This window comes from Gulosibacter sp. GYB002 (assembly GCF_036577665.1).
In the GTDB taxonomy this organism is placed as follows: domain Bacteria; phylum Actinomycetota; class Actinomycetes; order Actinomycetales; family Microbacteriaceae; genus Gulosibacter; species Gulosibacter hominis.
The window spans coordinates 160683-185618 of the sequence record NZ_JARBDD010000002.1 but is presented as its reverse complement, the minus strand read 5'-3'; the positions used below and the strand labels follow the sequence as shown (position 1 = coordinate 185618).

At 63.0% G+C, this 24936-nt stretch carries 20 protein-coding genes; 3 read left to right on the top strand and 17 right to left on the bottom strand.

Annotation, left to right across the window (positions count from 1 at the left end; all coding sequences use genetic code 11):
• Positions 1-46 precede the first annotated feature (46 nt).
• Entirely contained in the window at positions 47-2038 is a 1992-nt protein-coding gene (locus PV375_RS02050; RefSeq protein ID WP_332105930.1) for a MinD/ParA family ATP-binding protein, read from the bottom strand.
• Positions 2039-2167: 129 nt separating this feature from the next.
• On the opposite strand from PV375_RS02050, the gene PV375_RS02045 reads away from it, so the two are divergent.
• Entirely contained in the window at positions 2168-2626 is a 459-nt protein-coding gene (locus PV375_RS02045) for a GNAT family N-acetyltransferase (protein ID WP_201518571.1), read from the top strand.
• 121 nt (positions 2627-2747) lie between these two features.
• Here the strand turns inward: PV375_RS02045 and PV375_RS02040 are convergent, their stop codons facing one another.
• From PV375_RS02040 to PV375_RS01985, 12 genes are all read right to left on the bottom strand, one after another.
• Complete coding sequence (locus PV375_RS02040; protein ID WP_332105929.1) at positions 2748-3989, bottom strand: dimethylarginine dimethylaminohydrolase family protein; 1242 nt, start codon at positions 3987-3989, stop codon at positions 2748-2750.
• A gap of 107 nt (positions 3990-4096) precedes the next feature.
• The gene (gene purH / locus PV375_RS02035; RefSeq protein ID WP_332105928.1) at positions 4097-5713 is read right to left on the bottom strand and encodes a bifunctional phosphoribosylaminoimidazolecarboxamide formyltransferase/IMP cyclohydrolase; all 1617 of its coding nucleotides are present in this window, start codon (positions 5711-5713) and stop codon (positions 4097-4099) included.
• Complete coding sequence (gene purN / locus PV375_RS02030) at positions 5710-6315, bottom strand: phosphoribosylglycinamide formyltransferase (protein WP_332105927.1); 606 nt, start codon at positions 6313-6315, stop codon at positions 5710-5712. The genes purH and purN overlap by 4 nt, the downstream gene beginning before the upstream one ends.
• A 55-nt stretch (positions 6316-6370) precedes the next feature.
• Positions 6371-8023, bottom strand: a complete 1653-nt coding sequence (locus PV375_RS02025; RefSeq protein ID WP_332105926.1) for a cell division protein PerM — start codon at positions 8021-8023, stop codon at positions 6371-6373.
• Between the two features lie 152 nt (positions 8024-8175).
• Positions 8176-9060 carry a succinate--CoA ligase subunit alpha gene (gene sucD / locus PV375_RS02020; protein WP_201518566.1) on the bottom strand — a complete coding sequence of 295 codons (885 nt, stop codon included), beginning with the start codon at positions 9058-9060 and terminating at the stop codon, positions 8176-8178.
• 30 nt (positions 9061-9090) lie between these two features.
• On the bottom strand, positions 9091-10263 hold the full coding sequence (sucC, locus tag PV375_RS02015) for an ADP-forming succinate--CoA ligase subunit beta (protein ID WP_332105925.1): 1173 nt from the start codon (positions 10261-10263) through the stop codon (positions 9091-9093).
• 225 nt (positions 10264-10488) lie between these two features.
• Positions 10489-11631, bottom strand: coding sequence for a DMT family transporter (locus tag PV375_RS02010; protein ID WP_332105924.1), 1143 nt, complete (start codon positions 11629-11631; stop codon positions 10489-10491).
• A gap of 46 nt (positions 11632-11677) precedes the next feature.
• Complete coding sequence (locus PV375_RS02005) at positions 11678-12799, bottom strand: FAD-dependent oxidoreductase (protein WP_201518563.1); 1122 nt, start codon at positions 12797-12799, stop codon at positions 11678-11680.
• Between the two features lie 191 nt (positions 12800-12990).
• The gene (locus tag PV375_RS02000; protein ID WP_332105923.1) at positions 12991-15363 is read right to left on the bottom strand and encodes an ATP-dependent helicase; all 2373 of its coding nucleotides are present in this window, start codon (positions 15361-15363) and stop codon (positions 12991-12993) included.
• A gap of 37 nt (positions 15364-15400) precedes the next feature.
• The gene (locus tag PV375_RS01995; protein WP_332105922.1) at positions 15401-16327 is read right to left on the bottom strand and encodes a glycerophosphodiester phosphodiesterase family protein; all 927 of its coding nucleotides are present in this window, start codon (positions 16325-16327) and stop codon (positions 15401-15403) included.
• Between the two features lie 156 nt (positions 16328-16483).
• The gene (locus PV375_RS01990) at positions 16484-17428 is read right to left on the bottom strand and encodes a Bax inhibitor-1/YccA family protein (protein WP_332105921.1); all 945 of its coding nucleotides are present in this window, start codon (positions 17426-17428) and stop codon (positions 16484-16486) included.
• 135 nt (positions 17429-17563) lie between these two features.
• Entirely contained in the window at positions 17564-17998 is a 435-nt protein-coding gene (locus PV375_RS01985) for a DUF3054 domain-containing protein (protein WP_332105920.1), read from the bottom strand.
• Positions 17999-18083: 85 nt separating this feature from the next.
• Between PV375_RS01985 and PV375_RS01980 the strand changes: the two genes are divergently transcribed.
• Positions 18084-18812 (top strand): NAD-dependent protein deacylase, encoded by a 729-nt coding sequence (locus PV375_RS01980; protein ID WP_332105919.1) that lies wholly within the window; start codon positions 18084-18086, stop codon positions 18810-18812.
• 117 nt (positions 18813-18929) lie between these two features.
• Here PV375_RS01980 and guaA read toward each other — a convergent pair whose 3' ends face one another.
• From guaA to PV375_RS01960, 4 genes are all read right to left on the bottom strand, one after another.
• Positions 18930-20519, bottom strand: coding sequence for a glutamine-hydrolyzing GMP synthase (guaA, locus tag PV375_RS01975; RefSeq protein WP_332105918.1), 1590 nt, complete (start codon positions 20517-20519; stop codon positions 18930-18932).
• 179 nt (positions 20520-20698) lie between these two features.
• Entirely contained in the window at positions 20699-21262 is a 564-nt protein-coding gene (locus tag PV375_RS01970) for a DUF3817 domain-containing protein (protein ID WP_201518556.1), read from the bottom strand.
• Complete coding sequence (locus PV375_RS01965; protein ID WP_332105917.1) at positions 21259-22194, bottom strand: SURF1 family cytochrome oxidase biogenesis protein; 936 nt, start codon at positions 22192-22194, stop codon at positions 21259-21261. The genes PV375_RS01970 and PV375_RS01965 overlap by 4 nt, the downstream gene beginning before the upstream one ends.
• A 9-nt stretch (positions 22195-22203) precedes the next feature.
• Complete coding sequence (locus PV375_RS01960) at positions 22204-23316, bottom strand: GuaB3 family IMP dehydrogenase-related protein (protein WP_332105916.1); 1113 nt, start codon at positions 23314-23316, stop codon at positions 22204-22206.
• Positions 23317-23430: 114 nt separating this feature from the next.
• On the opposite strand from PV375_RS01960, the gene glpK reads away from it, so the two are divergent.
• Complete coding sequence (glpK, locus tag PV375_RS01955) at positions 23431-24927, top strand: glycerol kinase GlpK (protein ID WP_332105915.1); 1497 nt, start codon at positions 23431-23433, stop codon at positions 24925-24927.
• Positions 24928-24936: the final 9 nt, after the last annotated feature.

Sequence of the window (24936 nt, the reverse complement as noted above, 5' to 3'; positions counted from 1 at the left end):
CCGTTGCCGGTAATATTTTCGCGCTCCCCGGCGTGCCCAGCCTTGACTAGAGCCCGCGCGCGATTTCGGCGGTTACGCGCCGCCACGCATCCCGGGTTGTGGGTTTGAGTGAGCGCACATCAAGCTCACCGCCGCCAACAAATTCTTCGTCATACGGCACCGAAAGCACCACGCGGGTCAGCTGCGAGAAGTGGCTAGCGAGTCGGCTCGTGCGTTCAGAGTCTTCTTTCGCCGAGGGCGCCGAAATGATCGTGACGGCGTTGGCGAGTTTTTCGCCGAGGCCCCGCTCGCGCAGCCCGTCGGCCAGCCACGCGGCCGATGCGGCGGTGTCTTCGCGCGAGGTCGAAACGATCACGAGCTGGTCGGCTGCGTCGACCGCGGCTTCCCAGTTCGATGCCCGCATATTGTTGCCGGTGTCGATGACCATGATGCGGTAGAAACGGCTCAGTGCCCGGTGCAGGCGACTAAACGCGTCGTCGTCAATGATGGCCGCACTGGCGGCATCGTCGTCGCTGGCGAGCACGTCGAACCGGGCGTGGCCCTGGTTGCGCACGTACTGGTCGAGCTCGTTGATCGAGGCACCGCCGGAAATTTCGAATTTCGGCAGTTCGCGCAGCAGGTCAACAGCGGTGTTCGAGTGATTGGCGGGGCGTGACCGCCAGCCGAGGGTACCGCGGGTTTCGTTGTTGTCCCAGGCCAGGGTGGAGCCGCCACGGTAGATGCCGAACATCGCGGCGATCATGAGCGTTGTGGTGGTTTTGTGGGCGCCACCCTTGGGATTGACCACCACGATGGTGCGCGGTCCGTCGAAGCTGCGCTGGATGGCCTCGATATCGTCGTTTTCGGTGCGCTCGGCACGACCCGGGGGTAGGGTGATGAGCCCGCCGGTGAGTTTGCGTAGTCCTGCCCGCCAACCGGTTTCAGCAACCCGCTTGCGGGGTCGCTGCGCGTCGGCAAAAAAGTCGTCAAGCGTCGGTGCGCCGGCCGGGCCACCGGCTCTGCCAGCGATTACGGCCGGCCGGGATACGCCTGACTGAGCGGTTGGCGCTGGCTGCGGTTTCGCCGGTGCAGAGTCTCCTGATTCGGCCGGCGCTGATTCAGCCGCCCCGTGTTCTCCTGTCTCAGAATCGCTCGGTGCCGACTCGCTCGGTGCAGACTCGGCAGTCAGATTTTCATCCGTCTGATCGCGCTGCGCGGTGGCCGCCGCGGCGGCACGCGCATCCCGCGCGAACACGGGCGACCACTCGTCGTCAGCCGTAGCGTCTGCTGTCTCGGCTTCCAACTCATCCTCATCAAGGTCGTCGAAGTCGTGGTCGAGCCCCTCATCGTGGTACTCGTCGACGGTGACGCCGCTGTCTTCGTCAGCATCCGCGAACATGTTGGCGACGATCGGCACCTCGTCAGTTTCCGGAGCGGCGCGGTCGTCATCTTTCGGATGCGCACCGGCCGTGGCCGTGCTCGCGCTGTCGTCAGACTCGTCGACGATCTCAGGCTCTTGCAAGAGCAGCGGCTCATCATCGAGATCGGTGTCGCTGTGCGCAGCAGGCTTTGATTCCGCCGGTTGGGGCGCAGATTCTGGTTCAGCCTGCAGTGCCGCCATCATCGAGGTTCGCGGCAGCGAGACCGTCTCGTGCAGCGACTCAGTATCTGGCGCGAGGTCGGTGTCGCCCGGCTGCAGTGGCTCGGGATCGCCCACCTGGTCGAGCCCACCGCTCGCACTCACTCGCAGCGGATAAACCGCATCAACATCAATCGTGCGCACATCGAGGTCTTCACCAAGCTCAGCGGCACGCTCCATCGCCCTGGTGAGCACCAGTTCACGCACCGAGTCGGCGTCGACGGCTTCGAAACGCTCAACGTGCATCCCCTCACGCAATTCGCCCTTACCGTCAAGGCGAACCAGCGCGATCAAACCGTGCAGTGCGTCACTTGAATCACGTGTCACGAGCAACCTCCAGCGAGTGCATGAGCCGAGTCGAACATCGATACCGGTGAGTATCGAAAGCCGCGAGCGCAACCCGGTTGGGGTGTGCGCCATTACCTGGCCATGCTAGTGCCGTACGGCTCGAGAACACCTGTTACTGACCGTGTGGCCAGCAAGCACAACCCCAGCCGGTGCACAGTGAGGTTTCTGTGAAGCGTTACCTACAGCGGGTAGGCTCGAGCTATGACTGAGCTGCGAATTACTCCACTTACCGCTGACAATGTTGTGGCAGCCAATACCTTGACGCTGAAGCCCGGGCAGGAAGCATTCGTCGCTCCGGTCTCGCACTCAATCTCAGAGGCGTACGTCAATCAAGACACCATGTGGCCGCGCGTTGTCGAGGCCGATGGTGAAGTCGTGGGCTTCATCATGGCCACTTTCGACCCGGATGCCGAAGACGAGCTTTTTCGCTCAACGATCCTGCGCATGAACGTTGATGCCGGCCACCAGCGCCAGGGTGTGGGAGCGTTCGCAGTTAATGCGGTGCTCACCGAGGCGCTCAACCGCGGCTTTGACCGCGTGATCGCGGTGTGGGAAGACGGGGACCTCGGTCCCGGCCGGTTCTTTGAAGCGATGGGTTTCAAGGTCGTCGGTGAGACCCCCTACGGTGAGGTCATCGGCGAGCGTCGCATCATGCAGTAGCAGCGGCGCGACATCCGCCCCTGCCCCTCTAAGTAGCTTGCGCCGCGCGAGCAACCGGTCGCCTAAGCGGCCGGCCGCGCGAACAGCCCGTTGCTTGTTTAAGCAACGGGCTGCACGAATACTAGTCGCGCGAGCGAAGCGAGAGCCGCGGCAACGAGCCACCGGCCGCCTCAAACTCACTAATTTCCAGCTCGACCACGTCGTATCCCAGACCGCGAATCAGCTCTGCGGTTTCGGGAGCGGCGGCCGACACCCCGATAGTGTACTCATCGAACGCAACCGTCGCCGCGCCGCGAGCTTCGGGCACCGGGATGAACCCGCCAAGCGATTCCGGCAGCGCAATCGCGGCCGACCACACCAGCACGGCACCATCTGGTAGCACCGAGGCCACCTCGCTCAGATGCATCCCCGAAACCACCGGCACCGATACCACTCGGTAACCGCGGGGCGTGACCAGGCGACGCAGCTGCCGCACCGCGCTCGCGTTGGTTGCGCCGCCCACACCCACGTAGACGGTCGTGTCACTCACCAGCACGTCAGCCGGGTCAAAGAACGCCGGCGCCTCAAGCTCTTCCAGCACCGCGCCGGCCCCCACAAGCACCTCGCGCACATCGGCAAGTTCGGCACGGCGAGCATCCTGTTTGGGCCGCGCGAGCACAACCTGTTCACCGATAACGAGTGCCGCATCCCCAACAAAAACCGACTGCTGTTCGTGCGCGGCCTCGGCAATTGCTTCGGTGCCCCAGCCGTGTGATTCAAACGCTGCGACCATCGCTTCCCATTGGGCATTGAGTGCTTCGCGGGCGTCATCGTTGGCGGCGGCGTCGAGCATCGCCTGCGACGGGATGCGCACGAATGCCGAGCCTGCGGCGCTGGTTGAAACTGGGGCTGCAACATCGCCGACCAGGCGCTGCGCGCCGGGTTGCAGCCCCGCGAGCGAGCGGTACACCGGCGGTGCCAGCAGCGCCGCGGTCAAAATACCGGTCATAGCGTAGGGGAAGCTCAGTCCAAAAAACTCGGCGAACACGGCGCCCCAGGCTGCGCCATCAAGCTGCGCACCATTGGTGATGATGAGGATGACGTGCCCGAGCGCGCCGCCGACAATCACCGATACGAGCCCCGCCAGTACGCCCTGCCACCAGCTGCGCAACCAGCCGAGCGCGCCCGCTACAAACATCAGCACCAGGTAGAACAGCACCGGCATTGCGGCCACCCCGAGTGCCCGACCGAACGTCTCGAAGGGTGAGAGCACGAAGGTGAGGTCGCGCTGGTTGGTGATGAGCAGGGTACCGGCGAGGGTGACGGTTGCGGCCGCGAGTGCGGCTCCCAGTGCGGCATGGGTGGGTTGAGCAATACGGGCCACGGGGCTTCTTTCAGTCTGGTTGTCAGTCTGTCGGGATGCTGCCGCACGGTGCTTGTTGCAGGCCGTGCGGCAGCCGCGGTTTTGGTTTTCGCGAGCGGGGCTGCTGCCTAGTGGAAGAAGTGGCGCTCACCGGTGAAATACATGGTGAGTCCGGCCGCTTCGGCGGCGGCTTTCACTTCATCGTCGCGGATCGAACCGCCCGGCTGCACGACGGCGCGAACGCCACCGTCAATGAGTACCTGTAGGCCGTCTGCGAACGGGAAAAACGCGTCGGATGCGGCCACGGCACCCTTTGCGCGGTCGCCAGCGCGACTCACCGCGAGGTGACACGAGTCAACCCGGTTCACCTGCCCCATGCCGACGCCCACCGAGGCGCCCTGGTTGGCGAGCAAAATCGCATTCGATTTCACGGCGCGCGAGGCGATCCACGCAAATTCGAGATCGCGCAGGGTTTCGACGTCGGCGGCAGGGCCGGTGACGAGTTCCCAGTTGGCCGAGAACCCGGCTGCCGGGAAGCGGTCAGGAGTTTGTGCGAGCAGGCCGCCGGAGATCTGCCGTAGCTCGGTGTCTTCGCGGCGGTAGCCGGCGGGCAGCTGCAGCAGGCGGATGTTTTTCTTTTTGGCGAGCACTTCGACGGCTTCGGCGGCGAAGCTCGGGGCCACAACCACTTCAGTGAAAATTTCGCTGAGAGTCTGGGCCATTTCGAGTGAGACTTCGCGGTTGGCCGCCACTACCCCGCCGAATGCCGAGAGCGGGTCGCAGGCGTGAGCTCGGCGGTGTGCCTCGGCGATGGCGGCGGCGTCATCAAGCCCGGCGGGAGCGATGGCGATACCGCAAGGGTTAGCGTGTTTGATGATCGCCACTGCTGGCACCGTAAAGTCGTAGGCTGCTCGCAGCGCGGCATCGGCGTCAACGTAGTTGTTGTATGACATTTCTTTGCCGTGCAGCTGTGTCGCCTGGGCGATGCCGGCACCGCCGTCGAAGGTGTAGAGGGCGGCCTGCTGGTGCGAGTTTTCGCCGTAGCGCAGCTCGGCGGCGCGGGTGGCCGCCACTTCGAATCGGGCGGGGAGGGTGCTGCCGACTTCGGGCTCGTCGGTGGCGAGTTGTTCGGCAAACCAGTTGGCGACAGTGGTGTCGTATTCGGCGGTGTGCGCAAATGCTGCGGCTGCGAGTTCTCGGCGCTGCTGGTAGGTGGTGCCACCCGCCGCGAGCGCGGCAATGATGTCGTCGTAGCGGTCGGGGTTGACCACGATCGCCACATTGGCGTGATTTTTCGCGGCGGCGCGCACCATGGCCGGGCCACCGATGTCGATCTGTTCGACCGCGTCGTCGTATTCGGCGCCGGCTGCGATGGTTTGCGCGAACGGGTAAAGGTTGACGACGACGAGTTCGAACGGCGCGATGCCGAGCTCATCCAGTTGCTGTTCGTGTGAGGCGAGGCGCAGGTCGGCGAGCAGCCCGCCGTGGACGTGCGGGTGCAGGGTCTTTACGCGACCGTCAAGAATTTCGGGGAATCCGGTTACTTCGGCGGCATCGGTTACGGGGATGCCCGCCTCGCGGATGCGGGATGCGGTGGAGCCGGTCGAAACGATTTCGGCGCCAGCGGCGTGGATTGCGGCGGCGAGTTCTTCGACACGGGTTTTGTCGCTCACGCTAATGAGCGCGCGGCGAACGGTGATTCGGTCGCGTTCCCGACGTGGTTCGGTGATTTTGGGGGCCCTCATGCCGTGATTTCCTCCAGGTTGATGGTGCCGTCGGCGATGCCGCGCACCGTGTCGATGAGTAGCTTTCGTTCGGCTACTTTGATGCGGTTGTGCAGTGTGGTTTCGTCATCGTCGGGTTCGATGGGGATGCGAACCTGATCAATGATTGGGCCGGTGTCGACACCGTTGTCGACGATCATGATGGTGGCCCCGGTCTGGGTGGCGCCGGCGGCGAGTGCGTCGCGCACCGCGTGTGCGCCGGGAAATTCGGGTAGGTAGGCCGGATGGGTGTTGAGCAGTGCCGGTGCCAGGGCCTCCACAAATCGCGGCGGCACCAGGCGCATGAAGCCGCTGAGCACGGTGAGATCGGGCTGGTGTTGCTGCACTGCTTCAAGTAGCGCGTCGCCCCAGCTGGCGCGACTGTCGTAGTCGGCCGGGTTGACGATAAAAGTTGGAATGCCAAGTTCGTCTGCGAACGCCAGGTTGGCTCGCGGCGAGTCTGCTCCGATGGCGACCACACGAGCGGCGATCGGGTTTGGTGTAGCCTGCGATGCCTCGAGCGCTTCGAGTAGCGCCTGCAGGTTCGTTCCCGACCCAGAGATAAGAACTACGAGCTTCAGCACCGCTCCAGCTTATCGCGCCGGCGCCGATGGGCGGCGGCGAGGCGACCGCCCCCGATTAGAGATCTTCATCGAGATCGGCGTAAATATCGGGTTCGTCGGGGCGCCGCAGCACTTCAGACAGGTCGCGGCGAGACACTTCTTTCGGGTCGCGGCGCTGGGCGTCTCGGCCTTCATCGGCCGCGCCCTCGCTCGCATCCGCGGCAGCAGAGCCGTCCGCTCGCGACCAGTGCGCATCCGGCCGTTTCGCCCTATCGCCGCTCCCTTCTGGCTGCCTGACCTCTGGTTGTGCGACCGGGTCGTGCTCATCAATCTCGGCCGCGTACGGCTCAGCCTCGAACGGGTCGTCGGTAAACCACGACGGCCCCGGTTCCTGTGACGACGCCGGTGGCACTGGCGAAGCTGGCGACACTGGTTCATTCGCGGCGGACGGTTCGGGGGCCGCGGGCGAAGTCACAGTCTCGCCCTGTTGGGCTGCGGTCGACGCTACCGGAGCCGGCCGCAGCACCTTAGCGGCAGCATCCATCCCGATCATCTCAAGCGGCACGAAAGTACCGATGCACGCAGCCGCCACAAAAATCAAAACCGCAGCCACGAGCATCCATCCCGGATGCGGGCCAAAATCACTCAGCCGGCCGGGACCGAGCGACCCCCGCGCCAACACCCCACACAGCGACAGCGCGACCGCGGCCAGCAGTCCGCCAACCGCACCGGGCAGCAGCCGCAAATACCAGGGCCGGTTAGCGTCACTCGGCGTCAGCATCCGGTCGGCCAGGCACAGCGCAATTGCCAGCGCCAGCGGCAACGCCACGAGCGCCCAAAGTGCCGGCAACTCACCCTCGGGAACCAGCCCGAGCAGCGGAATCGCCGGCAGCGGACCGGCATGGGTACCACCAAGCTGCGAATACGCTCCCTCACCGAGCGCGAAACCCGAGCCAAGCAGCCACGACACCGCCCACACCACAGCGGTGGGCAAATACGCCAGGTGCGCGAGCCCCACGGTGACCACACCCGAAATATCCAATTGCAGCGCCTGCTGCAGCGCGATAACACGTCCGGTGCCGATAAAAAAAGCCACCAACAGCGCCAGCGACGCCAACCCAAAAACCCCAACAACCAGCCCCGCAGCAACCCGAGCCGCACGCCCAGCAAGTTCGAACACAAGATCGGTCTTCTCGCCAAGCCAGCGTTCCCAGGGAAAAAATTCCCATACTCGCATCCCGGCAAGCATCGCCAGCAGCCAGACCAGTGCGCCCGGCACCACCGCGCTCGTAACATTAACGGCCACCACTTCGGGGTTGGTGAGCTGCAACGAAACCAAAGCGGCCCCAACAAATGCCGCAACACCGATCACAAATTCAAACCAGGGCAGTTCGTTTTCATCAACCGTCATTCGTGCACCGGCACGCCAGCCGAACACGGCAATAAGCACCGTAAATAGCAGCGGGGCTACCGAAACCATGAAGCTGAACGGCTCGGCAAGCCCGAGCTGCGGGTAGGTGGCCGGATCGATGGTGAAGGTCACCTCACCGCCCAGCCCGAGCCCCCAAACCGCGGTTGCAGCCGTAATGATCGCGCCAAACGGAGTGTCAACCCATCCCTGCGTGGCAAGCCAACTGATCGCGCCCACAAGCGTCGGTACGCCAAGCCCCACCGCGACGCAGAGCAGAGCGTCGGCGATGAGCGAGATCAGAGTCAGTGGCCGAAACATTGCGTTCTGAGAGTAGTCGACTCGGGCGCAGCAAACGCGGCATCGAACCGGAGCGCCGCTGAACGCTCGACCGCCCGACACACACAAACACCTCGGGGCCGGAAGCTGCCGCTGCCGACCCCGAGGTGCAAGACCTAAAACAGGCGCTGGGATTAGAGCCCGGCGAAGATCTCCTTCATGATGTTGGCAGTTTCGGTGGGTGTGGTACCCACGCGCACGCCAGCAGCCTCGAGGGCTTCTTTTTTGGCCTGCGCGGTACCGGCCGAACCGGTAACAATTGCACCGGCGTGCCCCATGGTCTTCCCCTCCGGGGCCGTGAAACCAGCAACATAGCCGACAACGGGCTTGGTGACGTTCGCCTTGATGTATTCGGCGGCACGTTCCTCAGCGTCACCACCGATTTCACCAATCATCACGATGGCCTTGGTGTTGGGGTCAGCCTCGAAAGCAGCAAGCGCATCAATGTGCGTGGTGCCGATCACCGGGTCGCCACCAATACCGATTGCGGTCGAAATGCCGATCTCGCGCAGCTCGTACATCATCTGATAGGTCAGGGTGCCCGACTTCGACACAAGACCGATCGGGCCCGAGCCGGTGATGTTGGCGGGAGTGATACCGGCCAGCGAAACCTCGGGGGTGATGATCCCCGGGCAGTTGGGGCCGATCAGACGGGTCTTACCAATTTCCTGCACGCGAGTGAACGCTTCGGCGGCGTCGCGCACCGGAATACCCTCGGTGATCGCAACAGCCAGACCAATCTCAGCCTCGGCGGCCTCGATGATCGCATCCTTGGCGAATGCCGGCGGCACAAAAATGACCGACACATTGGCGCCGGTGGCGTCCATCGCTTCTTTTACGGTGCCAAAAATCGGCAGTTCTTTACCGGCGAGCTCGATGGTCTGGCCAGCCTTGCGGGGGTTCGTGCCGCCCACGACATTGGCACCGGCCTCGAGCATGCGGGTTGCGTGCTTTGAACCCTCCGAGCCCGTGATGCCCTGGACGATGATGACTGAGTTTTCGTCAAGAAAAATTGCCATGTTGTTAAATCCTTAATTGGTAGCTTTGGGCTAGGCGGCGGCTGCTGCGAGCTCAGCGGCCTTGTCGGCGGCCTCATCCATGGTGGCGACCACGGTGACCAGCGGGTGGTTGAATTCGTCGAGGATGGTGCGGCCGGCCTCAACGTTGTTGCCGTCAAGACGCACCACGAGCGGCTTCGATGCAGTGTCACCGAGCGTCTTGAGCGCGCCGACGATACCGTTGGCGACGGCGTCACAGGCGGTGATTCCACCGAAAACGTTCACGAACACGCTCTTGACCTGCTCGTCGCCGAGAATGACGTCGAGACCGGCAGCCATCACCTCGGCCGACGCGCCGCCACCGATATCAAGGAAGTTCGCGGGCTTCACCCCGCCGTGCTTTTCGCCAGCGCCAGCCACAACGTCGAGCGTCGACATCACAAGCCCGGCGCCGTTACCGATAACACCAACCTGACCGTCGAGTTTGACGTAGTTGAGGTCGTGCGCTTTCGCCTTTTCTTCGAGCGGGTCGAGGCCGCCGGCGGCGACGCGCAGCGACTCGTGGTCGGGGTGACGGAACTCGGCATTGTCGTCGAGCGTGACCTTACCGTCGAGCGCAATCACATCGCCTTCGGCGGTGAGCACGAGCGGGTTCACCTCAACGAGGGTTGCATCCTCGTCGCGGTACACCTCGTAGAGCTTCTGCAGCACGGGCACAACCTTTTCGGCCGTCTCAGCCTCGAAACCGGCCTGCGCCACAATTTCGCGAGCCTTCGCCTCATCGATGCCCACGATCGGGTCAACGGCGACGCGAGCCAGCGCCTCGGGGCGCTCGGCAGCGAGCTGCTCGATTTCCATACCGCCCTCAACCGAGCACATGGCGAGGTAGTTGCGGTTGGCACGGTCGAGCAGCACCGAGAAGTAGTACTCTTCGGCGATATTGGCACCGGCTGCAACCATCACGCGCTCAACAATGTGCCCCTTAATGTCGAGGCCAAGAATTTGCTGCGCGGCAGCGAACGCCTCGTCGGGGTTCTTTGCCACCTTGACGCCACCGGCCTTACCGCGACCACCGATTTTCACCTGTGCTTTGACGACGGTCACGCCGCCCAGCTGCTCAGCGGCAGCGCGCGCTGCTTCGGGGGTGTCTGCGACAATACCGGCCAGCACCGGAACGCCGTGCGCTTCAAACAGGTCGCGCGCCTGGTACTCGAAAAGATCCACGTTGACTTCCCATCCGCGGCTGAGCCGCGTCGATCGACTCCTCGGCTGGTTATCCACCCGAGCCCTAACTAAAAACTAGAGGCGCGGCACCGCACCACAGCTTCGCACCCTGGTGAGCCGGCACGCATCCAGTCCCGAAGTCTAACGCCCCCAACCTTACGTTCAGTTTTTCATTCGGATGCATTTCACAGCTGCCCGGTAATGCCCTTCGTTGAGCCGCGAGCGCTACCTCCGCGCATCCCCGTCTTCGCCGCCCGGCTCGTCTGCAACGGTGGGTTGCGGCAGCGTCGGCGCAACCGACTGATCGACTCCCCCGGCAAGTGTCGAGTCGTCGCGAATAACCGGGATACTGGCGGTAATTGGCTCCGCCTCTTCCAGCTCGCGCAACACCTCGAACTCTTCCTCATTGAGCGGCAGCGTAATCGGTGCGGTAACCGGACCAAGCGGCGCTTCGACAGTGACCGTATCGGGCGCGAGACGCACGCACACCACACCACCAATCACCAGCGCCGCGCCAATCAGCTGGCTAGAAGTAGGCAGTTCGGCAAGCAAAATCGCCGAAACACCGATCGCCGCGAGCACCTCCAAAATCCCGAAAAACGAGGCCAGCCGCGAGCCAAGAATTTTTGCCGCGGCCACCCCACCGACGTAGCCGCCAACGGTGCCGACAAGCACCACAACCGCCATCGGCACCCACCACGGGGCCTGCTGATTCAGCAGTTCGACCGCGCCGAAATGAAATTCCAGCGGCGCCACACCAATAACACCGACGAGCCCGGTCGCCAAAGCGGCCACCACCAAACCGCCGCCAATGAGCGCGGTGGGTGGCAAATCATCCGGAATAGCCGCGGCAATCAGGTAGTAGCCGCACACCGCGAGCATCGACAGGGTGGCGAGCAAAATACCGATCGGGTCGAGTCCCTCCCCCGAGCCGAACACATCCAGGGCAAATACGAGCCCGATCACCGACAGTGCCGAACCGACCAGCGAAAGCGCGGCCGGCCGGTACTTCGTGTAGCCCCACGCCGCCATCAGCATCAAAACCGGCGACAAATACTGGATTAGCAGCGCCATACTCACCGGCATCCTCGCCACCGCCGAATAATAAAACAGCTGCGCCGCCGCCAACGCGATCACACCGTAGCCAATAATCCAGCGCCAGCGCCGCCACCACACGCTCAAATCGGCGCGCGTCTGCCACAGCGCAACCGGCATCAGCACCAGCGCGGCCGCAGCCAACCGCATCACAACCACCGCGTTGGGTGACCATCCCGCAAGCATCAGCGGTTTTGCGAAAGGACCCGACCCTGAAAACGCAATCGCGGTTAACACCGCAATAACCATCCCCGTGTTCCGGCTGCGCGACACAGCACCCCTCCCAAACTATTCGCAGCTACGAGCGATCTGAATGCGGTTAGTTGCCGAACCGAGCCAATTGAAAATCAGGGTCAATCGGCGTCTCGTCAAAAAACACCCGAGCAATATACTCACCGATTGCATTCGCCATTTTGAAGCCCTTGCCCGAGAACGCGGTGGCCGCAAAGATGCGCTGATCGTCATCAACGTAATCGAGAATAAAACGATTGTCGTGCGCGTACAGCTCGGGATAGATTGCGGTGCGCACCGGCAGAGGATGCATCCCATTCAGCACCCGAGGAATGCCGGCCTCGCAGGCGAGCAGGTCTTCGCGCGTTACAAACTGGTCGTAAGTGAGCCCCGTAAACTCGGCGCGTCGACGCTCGGTCAGGCCCGAAACCTTCACGTGCAAACCATCGAGCGAAGGTGCGCCGTAGGCGTGAAAGCCGGCGCCCTCACGAATGAAAACGGGCATCCTGCCGGCACGGAAAAGTTCAGGATCATCGGCCTGAAACCAGGTCATAATTTGCAGCTCGGGGCTGGCAACCGCCGCCAGCTGCGGCAGGATCTGCACCGTCCGGGCACCGGCGGCGACAATGACCCGGTTAAACAGCCACGCACCCGATTCGGTGTGCACCACCACCCCGTCACCGTGCCGCTCAATGAGTCGCACCGGGTTTTCGATCACCGTTGCGCCAAGATCAAGTGCTCGGTCGGCCGCATCCCGCACCACCAGGTCGGTGCGCACAAACCCGCCGTCAGGGTCGAAATAGCCGATATCGCCGTGCGCCTGCGCGAACTGCGGGAATCGTGTCGCAATTTCGTCCGGATCCAGCGCCTCATAGGCCACGCCGAACTCTTCGGCATAGGCCTCGAGATCATAGGCATACATCGAGCCCCGCGGCACGATCGAAAGCGCGCCACACTGCACAAACGAGCCGGGCAGCCGCTGAGCCGACTCTCGCCACAGCTCGAGTGAGCGCTCGATCAGCTTGCGATAGGCCGCACCCTCTCGGTACAGGCGTCGAAAAAGACGGGTTTCGCCGCCCACCGCCGAAAGATCGTTGCCGATACCGAACGCTTCGAACCCAACGACATCGGCTCCGCGCTTCACCAGCTCATAGAGCGCGAACGCGCCGATTGACCCGAGCCCGATTACTCCCACACGCGCCGACCGCATGCTGCCCCACTCCCCTGCTTCTGGTGCGAATATGCGCTCGATCTGCATATTTGCGTGACATGTTAATCAAACCACCAAGTGTGCCGATTGGTGGCCGCTGTGGGTGTGGCGAAGGAGATTGGATGCAGCGCGAGCGAGCTACGGGTGCCGATCGATAGCAGCCGGGGGGCTCCGATCAGCAGCGTGGATGCTTAGAGCTTTTCGATCGGCGCGATCTTGATGAGCAGTTTTTTGCGGCCGGCCTCATCAAAGTCGATTTCCGCGATGCGTTTGGCACCCGCCCCCAGCACGGCACGAACCGTGCCCTCACCAAAATCGGTGTGTTTCACGCGATCGCCCGTCGCGAGTTCAAGCGCCGAATTATCGCGCACCGCTCCGGTGACCCGGTTGGCGAACCGCTGATTTTCACGCGTGGGTTTAAAAGTTCCTTTGAGCCCACGGCCGGCAGGTATCTGTGCTGATTCCCGCAGCCGCGCTGAGCCGCCGAAGCCGCTACTGCCGAGCTGCCGGGTTTGTGGCATGCCCGGCGGTTGCCGCCAATCGATCAGCGCATCCGGAACCTCCTGCAAAAAACGGCTGGGAAGCGAAGGCGCCGACTCACCGAAAGTGGTGCGTTGCATCGCCAACGTCAGGTGCAGCAGCTTCCGCGCGCGCGTGATGCCCACATAGAACAGGCGCCGTTCTTCAGCGAGTCCACCGGGTTCGTCGGCGCTCATGCGGTGCGGCAGCAGCTGCTCTTCAACTCCGGTGATGAACACCACGTCAAATTCGAGCCCCTTCGCGGTGTGCAGCGTCATGAGCGACACCACACCCGATTCGTCGTCGATTTCATCGGCGGCGGCAACCAGCGCCACCTCGGTGAGAAAATCGACAAGGGTACCATCAGGATGCTGTTTGTCGAACTCTTTCGCGACGCTGACGAGTTCTTCTACGTTTTCGGCACGCGCCTCATCCTGCGGGTTGCCCGTGGCACGCAATTTGTCGACATAGCCAATGTCTTGCAGCAGGTTTATCAGCAACTGCGAAACCGCAACCGGCCCCTGCGACCGGTTGGGATCGATACTGGCCTCAGCCCGGTCAAGAATTTCTGCGAGCTCGGCAATTGCTCGCGTCACCTTCGGACCGAGCCCCAGCTCTCCCGCACGCCCCATCGCCTCGCGGAAGGTGATGTCGTTCTCACGCGCGAAGTTTGAGATCGCAGTCTCGGTGGCCGGGCCGATCGATCGTTTCGGGGAATTAATAATGCGGCGCACCGAAAGCTCATCGGCGGGGTTGGCGATCGTAAGCAGGTAGGCCACGATGTCTTTTACCTCGGCGCGCTCGTAGAACTTCGTGCCGCCAATGAGTTTGTACGGCACCGCCGAGCGGATCAAAATTTCTTCGAGCGCACGGGTCTGCGCGTTTGTGCGATAGAACACCGCCATATCGCCGTAGCGATACCCCTCATCACGCAGCTTGTGAACCTGGTCGGCAATGAACTGCGCCTCATCGTGCGCCGAAAAACCGGTGTAGCCGACAATTTTTGCGCCAGCACCGGCCGTGGTGAACAGGTTTTTTTCGCGCCGGTCGAAATTGTTGCCGATCACCGCGTTCGCCGCATCGAGAATGTTTTGCGTTGAGCGGTAGTTCTGCTCGAGCAACACCACCCTGGCGCCGGGGAAGTCTTGCTCGAACTCGGTGATGTTGCGAATATCCGCGCCCCGGAATGCGTAGATCGACTGGTCGGAGTCACCCACAACGGTGAGAGATGCCGGCGGTAGCGAACCGTCGGGGTCGCGTTCGATGCGGGTATCGGCCGGTACATGATCGGCTTCGGTACGGCGCGTGAGCTCACGAATGAGCGCGTACTGTGCGTGGTTCGTGTCTTGATACTCATCCACCAGCACGTGCCGGAACCGGCGCCGGTACAGGGCCGCCACCTCGGGGAAGCTGCGGAACATCCACACCGTCTCGCTAATCAGGTCATCAAAATCGAACGCCTTATTGCGCTGCAATTCACGCTGATAGCGGCGGTAAATTTCAAGGATGAGCGCATCGCGCGGGTTGCTGCCGTCGATGCTGCGCGCAAAACCATCCGGGTCAATCAGCTCGTTCTTGAGCCCTGAAATTCGGTTCAGCGCGGCCGCCGGAGTGACGCCCAGCGACTCGGCCTCGAGTGCTTTTACGATCTGTTTCATGAGCGCCTTCGAATCGGCGGCATCGTAAATCGTGAAACCCTGCGGATAGCCAAACCGCGGCGCCTCGCGGCGCAGGATGCGCACACAGGCCGAGTGGAAGGTCGATACCCACATCCCCTCAACGGCTTCACCGAGCAGCTGACCGATACGCTCACGCATCTCAGCAGCGGCCTTATTCGTGAAGGTGATCGCCAAAATCTGGCTCGGCCAGGCCTCACGGGTGGCAATCAAGCCGGCGATACGGTGGGTCAGCACACGGGTCTTACCAGAACCGGCCCCGGCAATGATGAGCATCGCATCGCCACGGTATTCCACCGCCTCACGCTGAGGTGGGTTGAGGCCGTCGACCAGATGCGAGGGAACTTCGGGAGCAAACAGGTTGAACATGTCTCGTAAACCCTATCCGCAACCTCCGACACAATCCCTAGGCACCAAGCGCGGCAATCGCGCCGGCCGGATCGTCACAGAACAGCGCATCCACGCCGGTTTCGGCGAGATAGTGCAGATAGTCGGCGGCATTACCGCCAAACGCCGGAGGCAAGAACTGCGGCTCGGGTCGCACCGTGTAGCTAAAAATCTCCAGTCCGCGCTGATGGGCGCGCCGCACCAGGCCGCGGCTGAGCTGCGAAACATGCACCGAAATGCCGTGGTGATGCGCGGCCACGCGATCGAGTGCCGCATCCGACAACCATCCCGGCCCGGCCTCATCCTGTTCAGCCACCGCCGGCGCAATCAACAGGATGCGTTTACCCGGCAGATTTTTTTCACGCATCCGCTCAAGCAACCCGTATTCAAAGCACTCCCAGCGCACATCCCGAAGCGGTGACGCATCCCAAAGTCCGTCAAGCTGCTCAGCAAGTAGTTCGGCAAAGTCGTATCCCAGCCGCCGAGTGCGGCCATCATGTTTGAGTTCGATCACGAGCCCCACCCACGGTGCCGTCCGCCGAGTGAGCGCCACGAGATCGGTCAGCGAAAGAATCTGTGTGAGCCGGGTGCCGCGAGCGTGCTCGCCAACCACCGCGCTGTCACGACGCAGCTGCGGCAGACGCTCACGGGCGCTCAGGGTGCGCAATTCAGCCAGCGTGAAATCTTCAGCGAACCAACCCGTTTCGGCGATGCGGCCCGCGCGTTTGCGCGTGTGCCTGCCGCCGTACTCGAACCGTTCAGCGACATCGGTGGTCGACCCCAATTCGGGCTCGTGCCGCACCACCAGAACGCCGTCTTTGCTGACCACAACATCAGGTTCAACCAGATCAACCCCCGCGGAAAACGCGGCGCGGTAGCTTGCCTCAGTGTGTTCGGGTGCCACACAGGGTGCCCCGCGATGGCCAATAATGAGCGGTCTTGACACGCCAACAGTGTTTCGATGGCGGGTGACGAATCGGTTACCCGGCGCCGAATTGCATCCGAATCTTCACCATCCTGGATGCGCCGGTTCAGCAGCGGAAACGCACGAGCGGCCACCCGTTCGGGTGGCCGCTCGCAACAGCTGGGATGCGTTGAGGTGCTAGTCGTTCGACCGCATAATCGCGATCAGACGCAGCAGTTCGAGGTAGATGTACACCACGCTCGAAACGAGTGCGTAGGCACCCAGCCAGCCGTACACGCGCGGCGCACCGTTGCGCGACCCCTGCTGGATGAACTCGAAGTCGGCGATGAGCATGTAGGCACCCATCACCACCGCAAAAATACCGAGGAACACACCCAGCGGAATACCGAAGATCTCAACGCCGCGCATACCCCACGGGTTGTCCATCACGTTGAACGCCATCAGCCCGAAGTTGATGAGCGAGAACACCAGGTAGCTGAGCCCGGCAATCAGGAAAAACTTGGTCAGTTTCGGCGAGGTACGCACCTTACCCGAGGTGAACAGCGCCAGCGTGACGCCAACCACCACGAAGGTTGCCAGCACTGCCTGGATCACAACGCCGGGGAAAAATGCCTCGAGATAGGCCGAGTAGCCACCGACGAGCAACCCTTCAGCGACCGCGAAGACCATGATCAGCGGCACCCGCACCTGCTTACCGAAAGCGAGCACCAGGCCGATGATGAGCGCCGCGAACGAACCGGCGATCGCAAGACCCAGGCCGAGCGCCGGCTGAGCCACGGTGATGAACCAGTTAACAACGGCCGTGACCAGCACGATACCGAACAGCATCGCCGACTTGGCGAGCGTGTCTTCAACGCTCATCCGGTCCATCTGATCAGCCGAAGCTGCCGGCATACCGTACTGGTGGTTCAGCGCATCCGCCGAGGGAGCGTACTGCTGCTGCGGGCCGGGCTGCTGCCAGCCGGTTTGGGCGCCATACTGCGGGGCACCGGGCTGCTGCCAGCCGGGAGCTGCCTGCTGCTGCGCTCCAAACTGAGCCGTACCGCCCTGCGGAGCGTAAGCCGGCTGCTGCGATGCAGTGCCGTTGAAATAGGGGTTGCGCTCGAGCGCTGCGTTAGCCATTGAAAGGGCCTCCAAGCATAGTCATGGCAGAACTTCCGCCCAGTTTACGGACCGTTCCCCAAAAAATCTGCCTGAACCGTTCAGCTTTATGCCGTGTTCACCCACAGCATTACTTCACCCGGCCGGGGTCACGGCTCAGGCTGCGCTCGCGTTGCGTTCTTCCAGCCACTCAGCAAACGCCCGGTCGCTGTGCAGCAGAAGCCTCGGCAATAGGAAAAGTGCGCCCAGCACGCCAGCGGTCACCAATACGAACGGCATCGCGGCAGTGTCGCCGGTCATCAGGCGAATACCAACACCACCGAACACGGTCATAACCCAGATGATCACGCCAGCGACCCAAAACCGAGTGGGCACAAGTGACACGATCCGAAGCTGCCCCGCCATACCAACAAAAATCCATGCCGCCACCAGCGCGAGCAAGAACGGCATCGCGGTGAGCAAAATCTCGAGCATCCCGGTGCCGAGGTCATGGCTCGCGCGGCCCCGCGTGGCGAAAAAAATGACGACTGCGACATCAAGCAAAAGCGCAATCCAGGGATGACGGGTATAACCAGCACGAATTGCTTTCACCCGGCCAAGCCTACACCGGCGGTATTGGCCGACCAGCGAAACTAGAACGAACCACGACAGCTTTCGCACTGGGAGCGGAGACCGGATGAACGACAAACTCACTCGGGCGCGGCAAGCGCTCGCGACAGCACGGCAAATAGCGGTGCTCACTGGTGCGGGCATGTCAACCGAGGCGGGCATCCCCGATTTTCGTTCGGCGTCGGGGCTCTATAGCCGCAAACACGACTACCCGCCCGAGTATTTGCTCTCAATCGACTGCCTGGAAACGCATCCCGAACTGTTTTTCGACTACCTGCGCACCAATCTCAATTTTCAAGGAGTGCAACCTGACGCCGCCTATCGGCTCTTGGCAGCGCTCGAGCGGCAAAAGCGGGTGAGCGGAATCATCACGCAAAACATCGACGGCCTTCATGCCGCCGCGGGTTCACAGCACGTAGTGGAAGCGCACGGCTCGCTCGCGCGGTTCTACTGCACCGGATGCGGGCGTCACGCCGATGCCAACAAGCAGCTGCAACCGACGACCCCGTTCCGCTGCGAATGCGGCGGGCTGCTACGCCCCGATGTGGTGCTGTATGGCGAAGCGCTACCGAATATCGATGCGGCATTTGAGTTGGCCGACCAATCGGATGCGCTACTCGTGCTCGGCACCTCGCTGGTGGTGTATCCGATCGCGGCGCTCCCCCAGCGCTGCCTTTCACTCGGCAAACCCGTGGTGATCATCAACCGCGACGCCACCGGCTACGAGCATGCCGAGGGTGTGGTCGAACTGCATTCGAGCATCGGCGAAACACTGCCTCGGCTATTTGCCGAATGAGGCGTGCGCGGCATCGACTCTGACACGGCAGCCCACAGGTTCAAACGACCGGGCGCAAACGACCGAATGCAGACGACCGACCGCAAACAAGAAAGCGGCCCGGAGGCCGCCGCTTGTTTATTCCCACTCGATAGTCCCCGGTGGTTTCGAGGTGACGTCGAGCACCACTCGGTTGATGCCATCCACCTCGTTAGTGATGCGACTTGAAACGCGCGCGAGCACCTCGTAGGGCAACCGCGACCAGTCGGCAGTCATTGCATCCTCGCTTGAAACCGGACGCAGCACGATCGGGTGCCCGTAGGTGCGACCGTCACCCTGCACGCCCACCGAGCGCACATCCGCGAGCAGCACCACCGGGCACTGCCAGATTTGGCTGTCGAGATCGGCAGCGGTGAGCTCTTCACGCACAATGGCGTCGGCCTCGCGCAGCAGGTCGAGCCGTTCACGAGTCACCTCGCCGATGATGCGGATGCCCAGACCCGGCCCTGGGAAAGGTTGCCGGGCAACGATCACCTCGGGAACACCGAGTTCGCGGCCAATCGCGCGCACCTCATCCTTAAACAGCGCACGCAGCGGCTCAACGAGCTCAAATTTCATGTCTTCGGGAAGCCCACCAACATTGTGGTGCGATTTGATGTTCGCGGTGCCGGTGCCGCCACCCGACTCAACAACATCCGGGTAGAGGGTGCCCTGCACGAGGAATTTGATCTCGCCGGGAATGTCATCGGTGTGCGAGGCAGCAACGAGTTCGGCAGCCGTTTTTTCAAACACACGAATGAACTCGCGGCCGATGATCTTGCGTTTGGTTTCGGGGTCGGTAACACCGGCGAGTTCGCCCAAGAACTGGTCGACTGCGTCCACCACCACCAGGCGCACCCCGGTTGCTGCCACAAAGTCGTTCTCAACCTGCTCTCGTTCGCCGGCACGCAGCAGGCCGTGGTCGACGAACACGCAGGTCAGCTGCTCGCCCACGGCGCGCTGCACCAGCGCCGCCGCCACCGCCGAGTCGACGCCGCCCGAAAGCGCGCAGATCACCTCATCGCCACCGATCTGTTCGCGGATGCGGGCCACCTGCTCGTCAATGATCGAGGCCGCGCTCCAGTCGGCCGGCAGCCCCGCGGAGCGGTGCAAAAACGACTCGATGAGCGCCTGGCCGTGCTGCGAGTGCAGCACCTCAGGGTGCCATTGCACGCCATAGAGTTTGCGCTGCTCGTCAGCGAACGCCGCCACTGGCGTCGCATCGGTGGCAGCTAGCACCGTAAAGCCCTCGGGGGCACGCACCACCGAGTCGCCGTGCGACATCCACACGATCTGGTCGTGCGGCTGATCGGCAAACAGGGTCGATTCCACCGGTTCGAGACGAACGGCGGTCGAGCCGTATTCGCGCTTGCCGGTGCGGGCGACCTCGCCGCCGAGGGCAGTGGCCATGGTCTGGAAGCCGTAGCAAATCCCGAGCATGGGAACACCCAGCGCAAAAATTTCGGCGTCAAAACCGGGCGCGTCCTCGGCATAAACACTCGAGGGCCCACCCGAGAGCACGATCGCCACCGGGTTTTTTTCGCGCACCTGCGCGGCAGAGATGGTGCTCGGCACGAGCTCGCTGTACACACCGGCTTCGCGCACGCGGCGCGCGATCAGCTGGGCATACTGCGCGCCAAAATCGACGACGAGTACCGGACGGGCTTCGGTAACAATTGGGGCAGTCACCCGGTCATTGTATTCCGAATGGCGAGCTGCCCGCACGGTGCCGCGCTGACCGGCATCGCGAGCGTGCGTGCGCGGTGGGGCCGGTGGCCCCGGAGTGAGCTCAGCGGAAAAATTTCGGGCCAGGATGCGCCCCACAGCATCCTGGCCCCGAAATCTGGCGAAAAACTCACCACCGTTCGCTACACGTCAGCCGCTTCCCCACCGCGACGCTTGACCTCGTCGGCGACCTCGGCGTCAAGCGCCGCGCGCTCGGCGTCGCTCAGCGACGCTTCGATGCGGTCGAGCTCGGCCTGCTCATCATCGTGTGCCGCCCAAAATTCGCCGTATTCGGCCAATTGCCGCTTTGCACGGCGGGCCATCAGCGCCTCGGTGATGAATGAAAGGAACGGCACCACACCACCGCCGGCCATCGCCAGCAACCAGCCGAGCTCCCATTTCATGCGCTGCCACACCAGGTAGCTGGCGATCAAATACACGACGTAGAACCAGCCATGAATGATGAGGATCCATCGCGAAAGGTTCACCGCCACCACGGTGTTTTCAGGCACCGTGGTGATGAACCCGAACGGCCCGAGGAGCTCGATTTCGAGGTGGAAGGCGTATTTCAGCACCATCTCGACCACCAGCAGCAGCAACAAAATACCGGTGATCCAGGCGGTGATTTTGTAAAACCCCAAAAAGCGCCGGATAGTGGGAAACTCGCGCGGATGCGGAATGGTGCGCGGGTCAATCTGGTCGCTCATGATTCGTCCTTTCGATCAGTCGCCTCGGCGCGCTGCGCCGCAATTTTCAATAGCTTTTCGCGCCGAATCTCAGCTGCCAACCGGTCAGGTGCCTCGGCTACCGCGGCGCGTTCAGCCAGGTATTCGTCACGCACCAGTCGCCACCAGATGTACAGCGCCATACCAATGAAGATGACCCATTCGATGGCATAAAAAATATTGAGCAGGTTGAGCTGCAGGCTCTGGTCGACACCAACCAGCGCGATCGCCTCGACATCATTCGGCAGCGAAAGCTCAGGGGTGATACTTGCGCTCACCAGCGTGGCCGAGTAGTAGCCCGGCGAAGGTTCTGACCAGAGGTTGATCAGCTGCCCCGGTGCGAGAGTCAGCACAGTTTGCGGATCGTCAGCCTTGCGCGCGGGCCGAGGCTCGGAAGGCGGCTGCAGCTGCGCCACCACACTGATCGTTTCGGCGTCGTCAGCTGACGGCGGCGCGATTTCGGCGAGGTCGGCGGCGACTTCGTGGGCTCGGCCGCGGTCGGCCACCCAGCCGAGTGCCACGGGGATGCTCGGATGCATACCTGCGACAGTTTCGGGAGTGTCAATTGCAACTCCGGCCACCGGTGCGGCATCGGCGACGATGAGCCGCGCCATCAGCCAATAGCCTTCGGCACCATCCTGCAGCCGCCCCTCAACCACGACCGTATCTCGGCCATCCAGCCACCCCTCGGCCACGATCATCCGCCCGGCGGCTTCCTCGGTGACTCCGACACCGGGCTCGAGCAGCTGGCCCAGCGGGACTTCGCGCTGATACTCATCGGCGTCAACCGGTGCCCGCGCGCTGCTAAACGCCGAGTTCAGCTGCCACCAGCTCAGCGCAGCAAACAACCCGCACGTCACCAGCGCAACCACCAGCAGCGCCAGCCACTTGGGCCGCAGCGCGGTACGCAGCATACCGCCCACCTAGTTGCCGACGATGACGATATCTGCGCGCTGGAACGACTTCACGTCGGTGTAACCGCAGTTCGCCATCGCGCTGCGCAGGGCACCAACGAGGTTCGATTCGCCGAGTGCCTGCGTGGCAGGACCCTTCACGATCTGTTCGAGCGAACCCGCGGCACCAACCTCCACCCGGTGGCCGCGCGGCAGGCGCTCGTGGCGCGCTTCAGCGCCCCAGTGCCAGCCGCGCCCCGGTGCCTCGTTCGCGCGCGCCAGCGCAGTGCCGAGCATGACCGCATCCGCGCCGCAGGCGATTGCCTTCACGATGTCGCCCGAGCTGCCCACACCCCCGTCGGCGATAACGTGCACGTAACGGCCACCCGACTCATCCATGTAGTCTCGGCGGGCGCCGGCCACATCGGCAACGGCAGTAGCCATAGCCGACTGGATGCCGAGCACGCGGCGCGTGGTCGAGGCGGCACCGCCGCCAAAGCCCACAAGCACGCCGGCGGCACCGGTGCGCATCAGGTGCAGTGCGGAAGTGTAGCTGGCGGCACCACCCACGATGACCGGGGTGTCGAGCTCATAAATGAATTTTTTGAGGTTGAGCGGCTCTTTTGTTTCGCTGACATGCTCAGCCGAAACGGTGGTGCCGCGAATCACGAACACATCTGCGCCAGCCGCGAGCACATCTTCGTAGTGCTCCTGGGTGCGCTGCGGCGACAGTGCACCAGCCACCACCACGCCGGCATCGCGCAGCTGCTGCAGGCGGGCTTTGATGAGTTCACCCTTGATCGGCTCGGCATAAATTTGCTGGATGCGCGCCGTCGCCTGTTTTGCGGGCAGGTCGGCGATCTCGGCCAGCAGTGGCTCGGGGTCGTCATAGCGGGTCCACAGGCCCTCGAGATCGAGCACACCGAGACCGCCCAGGTTGCCAAATTCGATGGCGGTTGCGGGGCTCATCACCGAGTCCATCGGCGCGGCCATGAATGGCACCTCAAAATTAAAGGCGTCGATCTTCCACGCCGTGCTCACGTCTTCTGGATCACGTGTGCGGCGCGAAGGCACAATCGCTACATCGTCGAACGAGTACACGCGGCGGGCACGCTTGGCGCGGCCGATCTCAATTTCAGTCACCCTTCTAGGGTATCCGGTTGCCTTGGTGAGCGGTGGCAGGATCGACCGCCTGACGCAACCAGCGTGAATTATTACTCCAGCAAGGATGAACCGCGAACCTGTCACACTGGACCAATGAGCGAGTTCATCTGCGCCATCGACCAGGGCACAACATCTTCGCGCGCCATCATTTTCGACCGCGCCGGACACATCCGCGGCACCGGTCAGCGCGAACACACCCAGCACTTCCCCAACCCGGGATGGGTGGAACACGACCCGCTCGAAATCTGGCGCAATGTGCGCGAAGTGATCGGGCTCGCGCTCGGCGCCGCAGAAATCACCGCCGCCAACCTCACCGCCGTCGGCATCACCAACCAACGCGAAACCACAGTGATGTGGAGCCGCCAAACCGGGCTGCCGGTGCATCCCGCAATTGTGTGGCAAGACACCCGCACCGAAACGATCGTGCAACGTTTCGCGCCGCAGGCCGACCGCATCCGCGAGCGCAGCGGCCTGTTTCCCAGCACCTATTTTTCGGCCACCAAACTCGTGTGGCTATTTGAAAATAATCCGCAGCTGCGCGCGCGAGCAGAAGCGGGCGAGCTCATGTTTGGCACCATCGACTCTTGGTTGCTGTGGAACCTCACCGGCGGCGTCAACGGCGGAGTGCACGCCACCGATGTCACCAACGCCTCGCGCACACTGCTGATGAACATCGACACCTGCCAGTGGGATGCGCAGCTGCTTGAGATCTTCGATATTCCGGCCGCGATTTTGCCCGAGATCCGCTCATCCAGCGAGGTGTATGGCGCCGCCGCAGCACAGTCGCTGTTGCACGGCACCCCCATCGCCGGCATTCTGGGCGACCAGCAGGCCGCAACCTTTGGGCAGGCTGCGTTTACCGCCGGGTCGGCGAAAAACACCTACGGCACCGGATCATTTTTGCTCTACAACACCGGTGAAACGCCGGTGCGCTCCGAGCACGGACTGCTCACCACCGTGGCCTATCGGCTCGGCGACGCCGCGCCCGTGTATGCGCTCGAGGGGTCGGTGGCGGTGACCGGCACCCTGGTGCAGTGGCTGCGCGACAATCTCGGCATCATTGAATCGTCGGCGGCAATTGAGCCGCTGGCCGCCTCGGTTGCCGACAACGGCGGCTGCTATATCGTCCCCGCTTTTTCGGGACTTTTCGCGCCCTGGTGGCGGCCGGATGCGCGCGGCGTGATTACGGGACTCACCGGCTATGTGCACCGCGGCCATATTGCCCGCGCGACGCTCGAATCGACCGCCTACCAGGTGCTGGATGTGTTGCGCGCCTGTGATGCCGACGCCGGGGTGCCGCTGACCGAGCTGCGTGTTGATGGCGGTATGACCGTGAACAATATGCTCATGCAATTTCAGGCGGATGTGCTGGATGTAGCGGTGGTGCGACCCGAGGTGGTCGAAACCACGGCGCTCGGCGCTGCTTTTGCTGCCGGGCTCGCGACGGGGTTTTGGCAGTCGCTGGATGAGCTGCGCGGGCTGTGGCGGGAAGAGCGCCGCTTCACCCCGCAAATGTCTGCCGCCGAACGCGAAAAGTTGGTGGCGGGTTGGCGGCGCGCGGTTGAACACTCGTTCGGGCTGGCAAATTAGCCCGCGGCG

What these genes read in the sequence shown, in the direction of transcription:
- PV375_RS02000 (WP_332105923.1), bottom strand. Translation starts at nt 15,363, where the DNA reads ATGTTCAACCTGTTTGCTCCCGAAGTTCCCTCGCATCTGGTCGACGGC.
- PV375_RS02045 (WP_201518571.1), top strand. Translation starts at nt 2,168, where the DNA reads ATGACTGAGCTGCGAATTACTCCACTTACCGCTGACAATGTTGTGGCA.
- PV375_RS02005 (WP_201518563.1), bottom strand. Translation starts at nt 12,799, where the DNA reads ATGCGGTCGGCGCGTGTGGGAGTAATCGGGCTCGGGTCAATCGGCGCG.
- purH (WP_332105928.1), bottom strand. Translation starts at nt 5,713, where the DNA reads ATGAGGGCCCCCAAAATCACCGAACCACGTCGGGAACGCGACCGAATC.
- glpK (WP_332105915.1), top strand. Translation starts at nt 23,431, where the DNA reads ATGAGCGAGTTCATCTGCGCCATCGACCAGGGCACAACATCTTCGCGC.
- sucD (WP_201518566.1), bottom strand. Translation starts at nt 9,060, where the DNA reads ATGGCAATTTTTCTTGACGAAAACTCAGTCATCATCGTCCAGGGCATC.
- PV375_RS02025 (WP_332105926.1), bottom strand. Translation starts at nt 8,023, where the DNA reads ATGTTTCGGCCACTGACTCTGATCTCGCTCATCGCCGACGCTCTGCTC.
- PV375_RS01965 (WP_332105917.1), bottom strand. Translation starts at nt 22,194, where the DNA reads ATGCTGCGTACCGCGCTGCGGCCCAAGTGGCTGGCGCTGCTGGTGGTT.
- PV375_RS01970 (WP_201518556.1), bottom strand. Translation starts at nt 21,262, where the DNA reads ATGAGCGACCAGATTGACCCGCGCACCATTCCGCATCCGCGCGAGTTT.
- PV375_RS01990 (WP_332105921.1), bottom strand. Translation starts at nt 17,428, where the DNA reads ATGGCTAACGCAGCGCTCGAGCGCAACCCCTATTTCAACGGCACTGCA.
- PV375_RS01980 (WP_332105919.1), top strand. Translation starts at nt 18,084, where the DNA reads ATGAACGACAAACTCACTCGGGCGCGGCAAGCGCTCGCGACAGCACGG.
- PV375_RS02050 (WP_332105930.1), bottom strand. Translation starts at nt 2,038, where the DNA reads ATGGCGCACACCCCAACCGGGTTGCGCTCGCGGCTTTCGATACTCACC.